The organism is Rhizobium mongolense subsp. loessense (assembly GCF_900099775.1).
Classification (GTDB): domain Bacteria; phylum Pseudomonadota; class Alphaproteobacteria; order Rhizobiales; family Rhizobiaceae; genus Rhizobium; species Rhizobium loessense.
The window spans coordinates 502,615-516,394 of sequence record NZ_FMTM01000002.1 but is presented as its reverse complement, the minus strand read 5'-3'; the positions used below and the strand labels follow the sequence as shown (position 1 = coordinate 516,394).

Here is a 13,780-nt window from a genome sequence, read left to right as displayed (position 1 = left end):
AGATGAGCATTGGATTTGAACCGGTATCTGCCGCAGCTCCGCCGAGTTCGCGCCCGCCGCATATAGGCATGCACGAGCAAGCGGTTGAAGTAGCCACCCGATTGGCCGAAACCTTCGCAAAAAAAGCCTCCGAGCGGGACCGCGAGCGGGCATTGCCCTGGGTGGAAGTTGAGGCGTTTTCCCAGAGCGGGTTGTGGGGGATCACCGTGCCAAAGGAGTTTGGAGGGCCAGGATTGTCGGCGAAGACGGCAGCCGAGGTCATCGCAACGATAGGAACTGCTGACGGCTCGCTATCCCAGATCCCGCAGAACCATTATTATGCCCTCGAAGTGCTTCGTGTCGGCGGCAGTTGGGAGCAGAAACGGTTCTTCTACGATCGCGTCCTGGAAGGCGAACGTTTTGGAAACGCGCTTGCCGAAATCGGCCAGAAGGATTTCAAGCGGCGCACTAGGCTCTTTCAAGAGGGCGGCGAGTGGTTCGTCGATGGCCAGAAATTCTATTGTACGGGAGCAATCTTCGCTCACTGGATTCCGACACTTGCGATAGCGGAGGAGGACGGGAAACAAGCCGGCTATCTAGCCATCGTTCCGCGCGACGCTCAAGGCGTGACGGTGATCGACGACTGGGACGGGTTCGGTCAACGCGTAACCGGGAGCGGCTCAGTGAGATTTGAGCGTGTGAAGATAGAGGAACGGTGGGTCATCCCTTTTCAAGCTTCTTTCGAAACGCCCACTACGATCGGACCTTTCGCGCAACTGATGCACGCGGCGATCGACCTGGGCATCGGTCGCGGTGCTTATGAGGAGATGGTCCGCTTCATCCGCGAGCGCTCCCGGCCATGGATTGACGCTAATGTCGAGCGTGCTTCAGACGACCCCCTGACACTGAGCGCTGTTGGGCAGGTGAAGGTGAAGCTTCGGGCGGCCGAAGTCCTTCTTGATCGCGCGGCGGCGGCGGTTGATGCCGCACAGGCCGAAATGACAGAGAGCTCGGTTGCGGCGGCTTCGATCGCCGTTGCGGAGGCGAGAATCCTGACGACGAAGGCTGGTCTTCTGGCGGCGACCAAACTCTTTGAACTTTCGGGAACCTCCTCGACAGCTAGCGAGGACAATCTTGATCGCTATTGGCGAAACGTCAGGACGCATACCCTCCATGATCCGGTCCGGTGGAAATACCAGGCGGTCGGAAATTACTATTTGAATGATAAGCTACCGCCGCGCCACGGCGCGCTGTGAGCGGAGAGCGCCATGTCAAAACAGATCCTGATCAATGCCTTCACTATGAACTCCGTAGGCCATATCAATCACGGTCTTTGGGCTCACCCGCGGGACCAATCCCACCGTTATAAGAGTATCGACTACTGGACATCGCTCGCGAAAACACTGGAGCGTGGACTATTCGATGGCATTTTTCTCGCCGACATCATTGGCGTGTACGATGTCTACAATGGCTCGGCCGATCTTACGCTCCGGGAATCCATTCAGTTGCCGGTAAACGACCCGCTTCTCCTGGTATCGGCCATGGCCGCCGTTACGAAGCATCTCGGATTCGGCATTACCGTCAACCTGAGTTCCGATGCGCCCTACATCTTCGCGCGCCGGATGTCGACCTTGGACCATCTGACGGATGGCAGGATCGGCTGGAACATCGTGACAGGTTACCTCGACAGCGCTGCTCGGGCGCTGGGACACGAGGCTCAAGCTGAACATGATAGCCGGTACGATCGTGCCGACGAATACATGGAAGTTCTCTACAAGCTCTGGGAAGGAAGTTGGGATGAGGACGCCGTTATTCGTGACAAGGAACGCCGCATTTATGCGGATCCCAACAAAGTCCGGCCGATTAGCCACGCAGGCAAATTCTACCAGTCCCGTGGCTACCATCTCGCCGAACCGTCCCGACAACGAACACCGGTCCTTTATCAGGCAGGAACATCCGGACGGGGAAAGAAGTTTGCGGCCACCCATGCCGAATGCGTATTCATTACGGCAACTGACAAAGAAGCGGCAAAAGCCACGGCCATGGCCATCAGGCAGGAGGCAGTAAATGCCGGCCGCTCGCCCCAAGACGTCAAGGTGTTCGTAGGCGTAACCGTCATAACTGGGGCCACTAACGAAGCCGCTCACGAGAAATATCGAGACTATCTCAGCTACGCCAATCCGGAAGCAGGCCTTGCTCACTTTGCGGCGAGCACCGGTATCGACTTTTCTCGCTACGGCCTTGACGACCCAATCAACTACGGAACCTCGAACGCCATCCAGTCGGCTGCGCAACTGGCTGGTCAGAAGCGTTGGACGAAACGGCAATTGCTTGATGAACTGAAAATCGGGGGTCGCTATCCTGTCATCGTCGGCGACGGTTCGTTTGTCGCTGAGGAGTTGATCTCGTGGATCGAGGACGGAGAGATCGATGGCTTCAATCTTACCCGCACAGTCGTTCCCGAGAGCTACGAAGATTTCATCGACCATGCCGTTCCGGCACTGCAGGAGCGCGGCCGCTACAAGACGGCGTATTCAATGGGCGGGCTAAGGCGCAAACTCTTCGGTGCGGGAGACAAACTTCCCTCGAGCCATGTAGCGAATGGGTATCGATCTCCTACGCATCAAAAACACCCGGATGTGTGAGCGCTCGAAAAACGGGCTTGATGAGGATCCATTACACCCCTTCGGATCACTTCCCTATGGCCCCCAGATCGCGATCATCAGCACGATTAGCAGGGTGAGCGCGGCCCACGCCAGCCAAAATGGCAGGGGCCAGCGCTTTTCTGGCTGCTTCGGTGGTTCAGGATCTTGAAGATCGCCGTTCATTTGACGTTCCCATCGACAGTCAGCCACATCAAAGCATAAAGTCTATAATAATAGTAGAAAATTATTTGGGGCGGGGGTTATAGCCCGGCAAGGCTTTTTCAGCTGCGCGACCAAAAACAGGCGCGCGTGCTTCGTGCGGCTGCGGCCGATCTGACATGCTCTTCCTGTTTCGAGCTCGATCCTCATCATTCAGACGGGATATCAAATATGAACGACAAGAGTTTCTCCACGCTCAGCCTCACGCGCCGTGCGAGCCTTGCAGCGCTGGCCATTTCTGCTGCGGCGCTGGCAACCTTTTTTGCGCCTTCCTCCTCTTTTGCCGAAGACAAGTCCATCAAAGTGGGCATCATGAGCGGTGAGGATGAGGACGTCTGGCGCGTGGTCACGAATGAAGCCGCCAAGAAAGGTCTGAAGATAAAGACCATCACGTTCAACGACTACACACAGCCGAACGAAGCGCTCGAAAACGGCGAAGTTGACGCCAATGCCTTCCAGCACAAGCCCTATCTCGACAACCAGATCAAGACGCACGGGTATCATATCGTTCCCGTCGGCTTTACCGGCGTTTGGCCGATTGGGCTTTATACCAAGAGGTACAAGTCGGTCGCCGAAATCCCGGATGGTGCTGCGATCGGTTTGCCAAACGATCCGTCGAATGAGGGGCGGGCGCTGCGTGTTCTGCAGAACGCAGGCCTGATCAAGCTGAAGGATGGCACGGGGATTCTCGCGACCATTGCCGACATCACCGATAACCCGAAGAAACTCACAATCAAGGAGCTCGACGCCGGCATTGTCGGCCGCTCGATCGACGATCTTGACGCTGCGGTGATCAATACCGACTGGGCGCTGAAGAGCGGCCTGTCGCCGGCCGATCGCATTGCGCAGGAGCCAATCGCCGACAATCCCTATCGCAACTTCATCGCTGTCAAAGAGGGCAACGAAAACGAAGATTGGGTGAAGACACTGGTCTCCTCCTACCAGAATGACACGGTGAAGGCCGAGTTCGACAAGGTTTACAAGGGCACCGGTCTCAGCGCCTATTGATCTCAATTCGCGCCAGGCGGGCGCGTCCGGGGCGGTTCGGGTGTTATTTGCCCGGGCTGCCACGGGCGTTTGCATAAAGGACAGACAATGAATTCATTCGTTTCAGCCGCCGCGATCGGGGCGAAGCATGAGAGCTTGGAGACGGTCGTGAGGCTGACGGATGTTTACCGCCGTTTCGGCGCGACGCCAGCCCTCGATGGAATTTCGCTTTCCATCGCGAAGGGCGAGATTTTCGGCATCATCGGCCGCAGCGGCGCCGGAAAGTCGACCCTGATCCGGTGCCTCAACGGTCTGGAACGCGCCGATCGTGGCGAGATCGATATCGAGGGCCGCAATATTACCGGTCTCGGCGAAAGGGATTTGCAGCCGCTGCGCCAGCGCATCGGCATGATCTTCCAGCATTTCAATCTCCTTTCGGCAAAGACGGTCGAAGAAAACATCGCTCTGCCGCTGAAGATCGAGGGTGTGGCGAAGGCGGAGCGTCTGAAGCGGGCACGCGAGCTGCTCGACCTCGTCGGGCTGTCGGACAAAGCAAGGGCCTATCCGGCTTCCCTTTCGGGCGGCCAGAAGCAGCGTGTCGGAATTGCCCGCGCGCTTGCAGCACGTCCCGCCTTGCTGCTTTCGGACGAGGCGACCTCGGCGCTCGATCCGGAGACAACGCGTTCAATCCTTTCGCTTCTCAAGGATATCAACCGCAAGCTCGGGCTGACCATCGTTCTCATCACCCACGAAATGGAAGTGATCCGTACCATTGCCGATCGCGTCGCGGTCATCGATGCGGGGAAAATTGTCGAAGAAGGGCAGGTCTGGTCGGTCTTCGCTAATCCGCAGACGGCAATCACCAAGAGCCTGCTCTGCGGAATCCGACCTCAGCTGCCGGACCATATTGCGGCGCGTCTGTCGCAGACCGGGGGCAGGGAAGCGATCATCAGCGTCGATCTCGCCGGGTCAGAGGCGCAGGGTGCGCTTTTTGCCGATCTTGCGGCCGAACTGCCGCAGGCATTTCGTCTTGTTCATGGCGGCATCGATCATATTCAAAGCCAGCCCGTGGCAAGGTTCTTCATTGCCGTTCCGACGCGCAATCTCAAGCTCGCCGGCCAGGTGCAACAATTTCTGACGGCCCGCTCGGCGCGGGTGGAGGTGCTCGGTTATGACACCGATCATGCTTGAACTGCTTTTCCGGTCGCTCTGGGAAACCGTCCTCATGACAGGTGCGTCGGGCCTGATTTCGCTCATCGCCGGTTTGCCGCTCGGGCTGGCGCTGGTTCTGACGACCCGCGGCGGCATTGCGGAAAACCGCGCGATCAACAGCGCGCTTGGCTCCGTCATCAATGGCTTCCGCTCAGTTCCCTTCATCATTCTGCTGGTGGCGCTGATCCCGCTGACGCGGCTAATCGTCGGCACCTCGCTCGGGACATGGGCGGCGATCGTGCCGCTAGCGATTGCCGCAACGCCGTACTACGCGCGCATTGCCGAAGTGTCGCTGCGCGAGGTCGATCGTGGGCTCATCGACGCCGTGCGCGCCATGGGCGGCAATCGCTGGACGATCATTCGCGAAGTGCTGGTTCCGGAAGCCCTTCCCGGCATCGTTGCCGGTTTCACGGTCACTCTCGTGACGCTGATCGGCGCTTCTGCGATGGCAGGCGCGATCGGTGCCGGCGGTCTTGGCGATCTTGCGATCCGCTATGGTTATCAGCGCTTTGAGACCAATGTGATGATTGCGGTCGTCATCGTGCTCATTGTACTCGTCTGCGGCATCCAGTGGCTGGGCGACCGGCTCGTCGCAAGACTGGACCATCGCTGAACCTCATCTGCGAAATGAAACGGCAGTCTGCGATTTCAGCAGCCTGCCGTTGCAACCACGGTCGTCGAACCATTGACAGGGAACCCGAAGACGTGCGTGACGTTTCATCGTGCGTGTGTCGGCGAGGAGGCGCAATGATATACGATGTCGTCGTCGTCGGTTCGGGATTTTCTGCAATCGCAACTGTGTGCAACCTCGTCGAACTCCTTCCGGAATCGTCCTCTGTCGCGGTTGTTGGAGACGATCCGGGCTTTGGCAGAGGCACCGCCTATCGCACCGAACTTTACCTGCACCGCTTGAATGTTCCAGCAGGACGCATGAGCCTGTTTGCGGACAGGCCAAATGAGTTCGTCGAATGGCTTCGCGAACGCAATCGGCCATTGGGCCCAGCAGACTTTGCTTCGCGGCAGGATTACGGTCTTTATGTCCGCGATACCCTTGCAGGCCTTCTGCGCACCAAGAGGCCTCGCTGTAAGGTCGATTTCATCAAAGCGAAGGCGACAGGGTGCATCGAACGTTACAGGACCACACTTGCCTTCTTGCTCGAAAATGGTGGCGAGATCGCTGGCCGCAGCGTGGTGCTCTGTCTCGGTGTCGGGAACGCCAAACTTCCTGTGGACACGTCTAGACTATCATCAACTGCGCTTGCGCGTATCATTGAGAACCCTTGGCGGCTCTCGTGGCTTCAGCGGGTGAAGGCAGACGACACCGTCTGCATTCTCGGCTCCGGCCTGACGATGATCGACCAGCTCCTGGCCTTATGCGCGCGCGGTCTGCGTGGGCATGTCGCCGTCTTGTCCAGGCGTGGTCTTGCCCCGCGCGGTCACGCCCGGGCGCCGAAGCCGCCGTCGGCATTGGATATCCAGACATTGCCAACAACGATGAGTGAGTTGCTGCGGACGCTCCGCCGGACAAGCAGGCATGCCGGCGATTGGCGCACTGTCATGGATGCGTTGCGACCGCAAACCCAGACGCTTTGGAACCGGTTGCCCGACGCCGAGAGAAGTCGGTTCCTGCGCCATGCATTGGCTTGGTGGAATATCCACCGGCACCGCGTCGCACCGGATGTGTTCGAGCGCTTCCAGGAACTCGTGCGGGGCGGTCAGGTGTCGATACATGCCGGCTACCTCTTGGATATGGTCGAGCAGGACGAAGTGGTCAATCTCCGATACAGGGCCAGAGGTCGCCAGGACATTCTGTCTCTTTGCGCAAACTGGGTCGTAAACTGCACGGGCATGGAACGGGCAGGTATCGCCCATTCGCCGTTACTGCGCGAAATGCAGCGAAAGCGACTGATAAAAGCAGATCCACTCGGCCTCGGCATCACCGTCGACCCGCAATCGCGCGTACAACACCCTGATGGAAGCTCCGTACGCATCTATGTAGTCGGAGCGCTGAGCGCGGGACAATTCTGGGAAATTACAGCGGTACCTGATATTCGTGCGCAGGCAAGAAAGGTTGCAACGTCCATTGCTGCGATCCGGCAGTGAGCGCTCGCCCATCACGTCGGCTGTCCTTTCGCCGGCGCCGGCTTTTCCCAATATGCCGCCGACATTCTTTCTGCAGGCCGCCGACATCGGTCTTTTCTCCGCGGCAGTTATTTCAGTTCCACGGTCGGTGGGCTTGAGGGCACTTCACACTACGCAACAACGCTGCGCGGCACATGCCCGATCGATGGGCTCCTTGAGCGCCAAGGAATGGCTGGCAAGTTCACCGCGCTGCCTGGTGGCGATCCGAGCTGCCTTGGCGAGGAGGCATTTGGCGGATAAATTTTTCTCTCTTGGCTATCACCAGGGTTTGCCGTTTCTTTAATATAGTAATTTTATAGACTTTATTGTTGAAGACTGGCGCGTCCGTCCGCGCGCTTTGAAGGCAAAGGAACCAAAATGGCTGCTCCCAAATTGGTCGGCATCGCCGGCAGCTTCAATCGTCCGTCGAAGACGTATGTTCTTGTTCAGAATGTTGTAGACCGCGCCACTGAGCGTTACGGCTTCACAAGCAGGATTTATGATCTTCATGATGTTGGTCCTTCCCTTGGCCGTGCTCTCTGGCGCAAGGAACTCGATGATCAGGCGAAAGAGGTTATGGATGCCATCGTTGCCTCGGACGCACTTATTGTCGGCGCGCCAACCTATAAGGGCTCCTATCCCGGCCTCTTCAAGCACCTGATCGACCTAATCGAACCGAACGAGCTGCGGGCCAAACCGATCGTCATAACGGCGACAGGGGGAGGGGACCGTCATGCGTTGATGGTCGAACATCAGTTGCGGCCGCTGTTCGGCTTCTTCATGTCTCATACCCTGCCGACGGCTGTTTACGCAGCCGATCGTGATTTCACAGACTATCGGGTTACTTCCGCGCCGCTTTCAAATCGGATCGCGGAGGTGGTCGGTGAGCTCGCAGCTTTCTTTCCCGCAGAAAATCCAATTCTAGCCGCAGCCGAATAGCTGATCGGGCGTATCCGCTCGCGAACTCCGCTCAAGACGACAAGGAGGCAAAGATGGACAAGGCCGATGCGGCAATTCTGTTACAAGAGGTATGGAGCGTTTTCGACTTTGCCCGGCGATATCGCCTGGAAAAAAAAGAGGAAAACCGCCTCCTCATGCTCTTCGGCCCGTACGCGTCAGCCCATGAATTGCTCACGAATGCGCGCCGGCATTCGCTCATTTCCTGAGACGGGTCAACACAATCGCAATTGCGCAAAACGGAGGATCGTATGGTGCAGGATTTCGTCACCCATCTCAAAGCGTTCTTCGATAGCCTTTTTGCTAGAAAATCGGATGCGACGCCACGCGGCCAAACTGCGGGCGAGGCGCCCCGAAACCACGACGAGGGCGACCGCGAACTGCGCGAGTATGAACTCTATTACTGGAGTGCCGCGCCTGGACCCTGGTACTGAGGAAACGGCCATGGCACTCGCTTTTGATCTTCGTCGGCCAATCCAGAAGCTGGATGCCAAGAGCATTCAATCCAAAGCCGTGCACTGCATGGCGGTCGGCTGCATGGTTTCGTCGTTCACTTTCATTTTCGCTCTGGTGATTGGTGTCCTGTGATGTCCAGATTGCCGCTGCATCGACGATGGACTCTGCTGCGCGAACGCGCCGGCCATTTGAACGCAAGGAGCCCAGCACATGTCCGATCTCGTCAGCGATCTGCTGAATTTATCAGATGATCGAGGGGCGGATGCCAGGGAACGCCGCCACCAGCTTATTGATCGACTTATTCGCGCATTGATGGAGATGTCGACAGTCCTCGCTCCCCATGACGACCGCCAGTCGCCCATTCCCGTCCTGCGGCTCATTGACGTGATCGAAGGAATGACCAGCAGCATTGCCGACGCTGACGATGCGACATTCTCGGCGATCGTCGAAGAAATCGCTTTGCTTCTGCGCACGCTGGAACGGCACCGACAAGAGATGGCGAGATTTACGGTCCATTGAACTTGGCAGCGGGCTCGTTGATCGCCACCACAGGGAGGCAATCTATGACCGGCAACCAGCAGATGTCCTTGACTGCGGAACTTCAGGCGGCTTGCTTTCGATAGGAAGAGGATCTCGGCCCAGATCCGCACGGCCACAGCTGACTGCGCCGAGTTCGAGGCTGCGGCCGAACAGCTTTTCCGTGAAAGCAAACAACAGCCTCAGTGGATTCTTGCCTACGGCTCTTGATCTGGAAACCCGACTTCAACACAGTTGAAAGGGCGGCGCTCTCCAATCCAGCCAGCCGGATCCTCAATTCTTGTCGCAGGCTTTCTTCTCCTTTTAACGCGTAAAACCAACCGCTCTGGGTCTTCACGCTTGGTTTTGTCGGCTGGAGAGAAATGCCAGAAGACTGCCCCGACCGTCGTGAATGTGGGCGACAATTATTTTCCTTTCTTGAGCTCAAAGAGAACGGCATTTCTTATAATGCATAAAATCTACTGATTTGATGGACTAATAATAAGTGGGCAGGTTTGAGCAATATGACCTATCTCCTGAGCCTCCTTGATAAGAGCCCGATCGGGCCTGGGCAGGATGCGCGCGACGCCTTGCAGTCGACCGTGCGACTGGCGGTGAGAGCCGAGCAATTGGGCTATTACCGGTTCTGGGTGGCAGAACACCACAACATGACCAATCTCGCGAGTTCCGCCCCTGAGGCCTTGATCGCCTATCTTCTTGCCCGGACGTCGGCCATTCGCATCGGCTCCGGCGGCGTCATGCTCCAGCATTACAGCGCCTACAAGGTGGCCGAGACCTTTAACCTGCTGGCGTCGCTCGCCCCCGGCCGCGTCGATCTCGGTGTCGGCAAGGCGCCAGGCGGTTTTCCGCTTTCGACGCGCGCGCTGCAGGCAGCCATTGATCCGGCAAAAAAACCGGATTTTGCTGACCAGCTCACCGATCTCAATACCTACCTTGCCGCTGATCCCAACCACGATGGTCCGCAGGCAACGCCGTTCCCGCCAGCTGCGCCCGAGCGTTTTCTGCTGGGTGCCAGCGTCGAAAGCGCCGAGCTTGCCGCCCGAAAGGGTTGGGAACTGGTCTTCGCCGGCCATCTCAACGGCGATCCGGAAAACCTGCGCAAGACATTCGATGCCTATGAGCGAGCAACGGGCGGAAAGCGTCCGATCCTGGCTCTCGCCGCTTTCGCCGCTGAAAGCGAAGAGGAGGCGCGTGAGCGCGTCGGCAATCTTCGGATCGTTAAGGTCTTCCTGCCCAACGGTCAAAGCGTGAACGTTGGAAACGAGGAGCAGGCGGCAGAATTTGCCCGTCAATCCGGCGTGACCGACTACCGCACCGAGGAGAAGTTGCCGGGCGTGCTGCACGGCACTGCGTCGCAAATCCGCAAGGAACTCGACGAACTGCATCGCGGCTATGGCGTCAAGGAATTCATCCTCGACACGCCGGCGCTGACGGCTGCCGAACGCCTGAATTCGATCGAACTGCTCGCCAAGGAGCAGCTCTCCCTCGTCGCCTGACACTTCGAAAGAGGATAGTTTTATGGCTCAAAAACACGTCACCTTCGGCATCATGTTACAGGGGCCTGGCGGTCACATGAACGCCTGGAAGCATCCAAGCGGACCCGCCGACGCAAGCACCAGTTTCGATTTTTTCGTCAAGACCGCGCGCAGGGCCGAAGAAGCGGGCATTGCTTTTGCCTTCGTTGCCGATGGGCTTTACATCAACGAACAATCGATCCCGCATTTCCTCAATCGCTTCGAGCCGATCGCCATTTTGTCGGCACTTGCGGCCTCGACCTCAAAGATCGGGCTCGTGGGGACGGTTTCGACCTCTTATAGCGATCCCTTCACCATCGCCCGCCAGTTTGCCTCGATCGATCTGATCAGCGGTGGCCGGGCGGGGTGGAACGCGGTGACCTCACCGCTCGAGGGCTCCGGGCGCAACTACTCCCGCGAACATCCCGAGCACGAGTTGCGCTACGAGATCGCCGAGGAATATATCGATGCGATCAAGGGCCTGTGGGATTCGTGGGACGACGACGCCTTCGTCCGCAACCGGGAAACGGGCGTCTATGCCGACAAGAGCAAACTGCATCGCCTCAATCACAAGGGTCGCTTCTTCCGCATCGAAGGGCCTCTCAATATCGGCCGCTCGAAACAGGGCCAGCCCGTCGTCTTCCAGGCAGGTGCTTCGGATTCCGGCATCAGGCTTGCCGGCAAACATGCGGACGCGGTCTTCACCAACAGCGGGCCGATCGAGGAGGCCAAATCATTCTACCGGCAGCTTAAGGATAGCGTCATCGCGCATGGACGCTCGGCCGCCGAGGTCGGCATCTATCCCGGCATCGGCCCGATTGTCGGCGCGACGGCTAAGGAAGCAGAAGCCAAATATCAGGCGATCCGCAGTCTCGTCACCATCGAAGAGGCATTGCTCTATCTCGGACGCTTCTTCGACCACCATGATTTCAGCACCTATCCCCTCGATGAGGCCTTCCCCGAAATCGGCGATATCGGCAAGAACAGCTTCCGCGCTACCACCGACCGGATCAAGAAGACCGCGCGCGACAAGGGCCTGACGCTGCGCGAAGTTGCGCTCGACGTTGCCACGCCGCGCACGGCTTTCATCGGCACGGCGCAGCATATTGCCGAGGAGATCATCCGCTGGGTCGAGGAGGGCGCCGCCGACGGCTTCATTCTCGGCTTCCCGGTGATCGCCGAGGGCTTCGACGATTTCGCCAAGTCCGTCCTGCCGATCCTCGCAAAGCGCGGCTATTTCGACCCGGATCTGAAGGGCGAGACACTGCGCGATCATCTGGGTCTGCCGTTCCGCGAGAGCCGTTATGCGGCCGGTATGGCTCCAGTCGAGCACGGAAAGGCGGTCGGCGCCTGAGGCGCGGAGCGAAAAGTCATGAACGCAATCGTGCAGAACCAGCGTACAAACGATCCGGTCGAACGCGGCATCGCCGCCTACCTGGACGAGATCATCGCGCTCCGCCACGACCTGCACCAATATCCGGAACTCGCATTTCAGGAGCTGCGGACCAGCAAGCTCGTGGCATCGCACCTTTCCTCATGGGGTTACGAAGTGGTGACGGGCATTGCCGGAACCGGCATCGTCGCCACCCTTACGCGGGGTAATGGTAAAAAGCGGATCGGCATTCGCGCCGACATGGATGCCCTGCCGATCGAAGAGGCGACGGAGCTTTCCTATGCCAGTAGCAATCCCGGGGTCATGCATGCCTGCGGCCATGACGGGCACACGTCGATCCTGCTTGCTGCTGCCCGTTATCTTGCCGAAAGCGGCAACTTCAGCGGCACCTTGCGGTTGATCTTTCAGCCCGCCGAGGAAATCGGCGCTGGCGCCCGCAAGATGATCTCCGACGGCCTGTTCGAACGGTTTCCCGTCGATGCCGTCTTCGGGCTGCACAATTGGCCGGGCGTGCCTGCCGGGCAGTTCGGCTTCGTCACCGGTCCCGCCATGGCCTCCGTCGATCAGGCCATCATCAAGATCATCGGCAAGGGTGGCCATGGAGCCGAACCGCATCGGGCGGTCGATCCCGTGTTGGCCTCGGCTTCCTTCATCACTGCTCTTCAGAGCGTCGTCTCCCGCAACGTCGATCCGCAGGAGATGGCGGTCGCCACCGTTGGCTCCATCCATGCCGGCTCGGCCTCGAACGTCATACCGGAGAGCGTGGAGCTGAAACTGACCATGCGTGCCTTCAGCGAGAAGGTGCGCCAGCTATTGCAGGAGCGCATTCCGGCACTTGCCCGTGCCCAGGCGGAAAGCTTCGGCGCCGAAGCAGAGGTGAATTACCGCCTCGGCTTTCCGGCCCTGGTCAATCATGGCCAGGAAACCGCCTTTGCCCGAAGCGTCGCTTATGATGCACTTGGCCCTGCAGCGATTGAGAAGGATTTTCGACCAAGAACGGCAAGTGAGGACTTTGCCTTCATGCTGCAGGCGAACCCCGGCAGCTACCTCTTCGTCGGCAATGGCGACAGCGCTCCGCTGCACAGCGCCCACTATAATTTCAACGACGCGATCATCGCGCCCGCTGCCCGATACTGGGTGCGGCTCGCGGAGACTTTCCTCACTGATGACAACGGGTGACGAACGATATGAGTGATGTGTTTGTCTATACGAGCCCCCTTGACCTGCGTGCCAAGCCGCTGATCGATGAACTCATTTATGAGTACGACAGCCGTTACGGCACCTATTTCAATGCCGAAGGTGCGGCGGCCGAACTGAACCGCTATCCTGCGGAGGCCTTTGCGCCACCTCACGGCAATTTTCTGTTGCTGATCCGCGATGGTGAAACCATCGGCGGCGGCGCCTTCAAGCACTACGACGAGCGCACAGCTGAATTCAAACGGATATGGACGCGTCGCGATTTAAGGCGCCAGGGTCTTGCCCGGAAGGTGCTCGTCGAGCTCGAAGAACAGGCGGGCCGCCAAGGCTATTCCCGCATCTACCTCACGACCGGCTTTCGCCAGCCCGAAGCCGTCGGCCTCTATCTGAACTATGGCTATTGCGCGCTTTTCGACACGTCTGTCGACCCGGAGGTCTACAAGAGCCTGCCTTTCGAAAAGGACATCAGCCATCTCGTTCAAGAACGTCTCGAAAACGAAATGGACGAACCGCTCCTGCGCGTGGCCGGCGGCAATCTCTGAACCGGCAAGGACCGACAATCA

General features: G+C 58.6%; 16 protein-coding genes. 15 read left to right on the top strand and 1 reads right to left on the bottom strand.

Annotation, left to right across the window (positions count from 1 at the left end; all coding sequences use genetic code 11):
• Positions 1-2: 2 nt before the first annotated feature.
• Both BLP23_RS10060 and BLP23_RS10055 read left to right on the top strand, forming a co-directional pair.
• Positions 3-1,235 carry an SfnB family sulfur acquisition oxidoreductase gene (locus tag BLP23_RS10060; protein WP_092584730.1) on the top strand — a complete coding sequence of 411 codons (1,233 nt, stop codon included), beginning with the start codon at positions 3-5 and terminating at the stop codon, positions 1,233-1,235.
• A gap of 12 nt (positions 1,236-1,247) precedes the next feature.
• A complete protein-coding gene (locus tag BLP23_RS10055; RefSeq protein ID WP_092584729.1) occupies positions 1,248-2,624 on the top strand; it encodes an LLM class flavin-dependent oxidoreductase in 1,377 nt (458 codons plus the stop codon).
• 54 nt (positions 2,625-2,678) lie between these two features.
• Here BLP23_RS10055 and BLP23_RS34930 read toward each other — a convergent pair whose 3' ends face one another.
• Positions 2,679-2,807, bottom strand: coding sequence for a hypothetical protein (locus BLP23_RS34930; RefSeq protein WP_267890075.1), 129 nt, complete (start codon positions 2,805-2,807; stop codon positions 2,679-2,681).
• A gap of 207 nt (positions 2,808-3,014) precedes the next feature.
• Between BLP23_RS34930 and BLP23_RS10050 the strand changes: the two genes are divergently transcribed.
• From BLP23_RS10050 to BLP23_RS10000, 13 genes are all read left to right on the top strand, one after another.
• The gene (locus BLP23_RS10050) at positions 3,015-3,851 is read left to right on the top strand and encodes a MetQ/NlpA family lipoprotein (protein WP_092584728.1); all 837 of its coding nucleotides are present in this window, start codon (positions 3,015-3,017) and stop codon (positions 3,849-3,851) included.
• A gap of 87 nt (positions 3,852-3,938) precedes the next feature.
• A complete protein-coding gene (locus BLP23_RS10045) occupies positions 3,939-5,021 on the top strand; it encodes a methionine ABC transporter ATP-binding protein (RefSeq protein WP_092584727.1) in 1,083 nt (360 codons plus the stop codon).
• A complete protein-coding gene (locus tag BLP23_RS10040) occupies positions 5,002-5,655 on the top strand; it encodes a methionine ABC transporter permease (RefSeq protein ID WP_092584726.1) in 654 nt (217 codons plus the stop codon). Before BLP23_RS10045 ends, BLP23_RS10040 begins: the two co-directional genes overlap by 20 nt.
• Before the next feature lie 134 nt (positions 5,656-5,789).
• Positions 5,790-7,145 (top strand): FAD/NAD(P)-binding protein, encoded by a 1,356-nt coding sequence (locus tag BLP23_RS10035; protein WP_092584725.1) that lies wholly within the window; start codon positions 5,790-5,792, stop codon positions 7,143-7,145.
• A 396-nt stretch (positions 7,146-7,541) separates the two neighbouring features.
• Positions 7,542-8,102, top strand: a complete 561-nt coding sequence (gene msuE / locus BLP23_RS10030) for an FMN reductase (RefSeq protein ID WP_092584724.1) — start codon at positions 7,542-7,544, stop codon at positions 8,100-8,102.
• Positions 8,103-8,155: 53 nt separating this feature from the next.
• Entirely contained in the window at positions 8,156-8,329 is a 174-nt protein-coding gene (locus BLP23_RS33645; RefSeq protein ID WP_167363864.1) for a hypothetical protein, read from the top strand.
• Positions 8,330-8,371: 42 nt separating this feature from the next.
• A complete protein-coding gene (locus BLP23_RS10025) occupies positions 8,372-8,554 on the top strand; it encodes a hypothetical protein (protein WP_092584723.1) in 183 nt (60 codons plus the stop codon).
• A 10-nt stretch (positions 8,555-8,564) separates the two neighbouring features.
• Positions 8,565-8,708 carry a hypothetical protein gene (locus BLP23_RS33640; protein WP_167363863.1) on the top strand — a complete coding sequence of 48 codons (144 nt, stop codon included), beginning with the start codon at positions 8,565-8,567 and terminating at the stop codon, positions 8,706-8,708.
• A 78-nt stretch (positions 8,709-8,786) separates the two neighbouring features.
• Positions 8,787-9,095, top strand: a complete 309-nt coding sequence (locus BLP23_RS10020; RefSeq protein ID WP_092584722.1) for a hypothetical protein — start codon at positions 8,787-8,789, stop codon at positions 9,093-9,095.
• A 521-nt stretch (positions 9,096-9,616) separates the two neighbouring features.
• Positions 9,617-10,609 (top strand): MsnO8 family LLM class oxidoreductase, encoded by a 993-nt coding sequence (locus BLP23_RS10015; protein WP_092584721.1) that lies wholly within the window; start codon positions 9,617-9,619, stop codon positions 10,607-10,609.
• A gap of 22 nt (positions 10,610-10,631) precedes the next feature.
• Positions 10,632-11,981 carry an LLM class flavin-dependent oxidoreductase gene (locus BLP23_RS10010; RefSeq protein WP_092584720.1) on the top strand — a complete coding sequence of 450 codons (1,350 nt, stop codon included), beginning with the start codon at positions 10,632-10,634 and terminating at the stop codon, positions 11,979-11,981.
• Positions 11,982-11,999: 18 nt separating this feature from the next.
• Positions 12,000-13,199 carry a M20 aminoacylase family protein gene (locus BLP23_RS10005; protein WP_092584719.1) on the top strand — a complete coding sequence of 400 codons (1,200 nt, stop codon included), beginning with the start codon at positions 12,000-12,002 and terminating at the stop codon, positions 13,197-13,199.
• Positions 13,196-13,759, top strand: a complete 564-nt coding sequence (locus tag BLP23_RS10000) for a GNAT family N-acetyltransferase (RefSeq protein ID WP_092584718.1) — start codon at positions 13,196-13,198, stop codon at positions 13,757-13,759. The genes BLP23_RS10005 and BLP23_RS10000 overlap by 4 nt, the downstream gene beginning before the upstream one ends.
• Positions 13,760-13,780: the final 21 nt, after the last annotated feature.

Excerpts from the sequence above, each read along its gene's own strand:
- BLP23_RS10015 (WP_092584721.1), top strand. The coding sequence starts at position 9,617 with ATGACCTATCTCCTGAGCCTCCTTGATAAGAGCCCGATCGGGCCTGGG.
- BLP23_RS10020 (WP_092584722.1), top strand. The coding sequence starts at position 8,787 with ATGTCCGATCTCGTCAGCGATCTGCTGAATTTATCAGATGATCGAGGG.
- BLP23_RS10035 (WP_092584725.1), top strand. The coding sequence starts at position 5,790 with ATGATATACGATGTCGTCGTCGTCGGTTCGGGATTTTCTGCAATCGCA.
- BLP23_RS10010 (WP_092584720.1), top strand. The coding sequence starts at position 10,632 with ATGGCTCAAAAACACGTCACCTTCGGCATCATGTTACAGGGGCCTGGC.
- BLP23_RS10050 (WP_092584728.1), top strand. The coding sequence starts at position 3,015 with ATGAACGACAAGAGTTTCTCCACGCTCAGCCTCACGCGCCGTGCGAGC.
- msuE (WP_092584724.1), top strand. The coding sequence starts at position 7,542 with ATGGCTGCTCCCAAATTGGTCGGCATCGCCGGCAGCTTCAATCGTCCG.
- BLP23_RS10005 (WP_092584719.1), top strand. The coding sequence starts at position 12,000 with ATGAACGCAATCGTGCAGAACCAGCGTACAAACGATCCGGTCGAACGC.
- BLP23_RS33640 (WP_167363863.1), top strand. The coding sequence starts at position 8,565 with ATGGCACTCGCTTTTGATCTTCGTCGGCCAATCCAGAAGCTGGATGCC.
- BLP23_RS33645 (WP_167363864.1), top strand. The coding sequence starts at position 8,156 with ATGGACAAGGCCGATGCGGCAATTCTGTTACAAGAGGTATGGAGCGTT.
- BLP23_RS10060 (WP_092584730.1), top strand. The coding sequence starts at position 3 with ATGAGCATTGGATTTGAACCGGTATCTGCCGCAGCTCCGCCGAGTTCG.
- BLP23_RS10045 (WP_092584727.1), top strand. The coding sequence starts at position 3,939 with ATGAATTCATTCGTTTCAGCCGCCGCGATCGGGGCGAAGCATGAGAGC.
- BLP23_RS10055 (WP_092584729.1), top strand. The coding sequence starts at position 1,248 with ATGTCAAAACAGATCCTGATCAATGCCTTCACTATGAACTCCGTAGGC.
- BLP23_RS10040 (WP_092584726.1), top strand. The coding sequence starts at position 5,002 with ATGACACCGATCATGCTTGAACTGCTTTTCCGGTCGCTCTGGGAAACC.
- BLP23_RS34930 (WP_267890075.1), bottom strand. The coding sequence starts at position 2,807 with ATGAACGGCGATCTTCAAGATCCTGAACCACCGAAGCAGCCAGAAAAG.
- BLP23_RS10025 (WP_092584723.1), top strand. The coding sequence starts at position 8,372 with ATGGTGCAGGATTTCGTCACCCATCTCAAAGCGTTCTTCGATAGCCTT.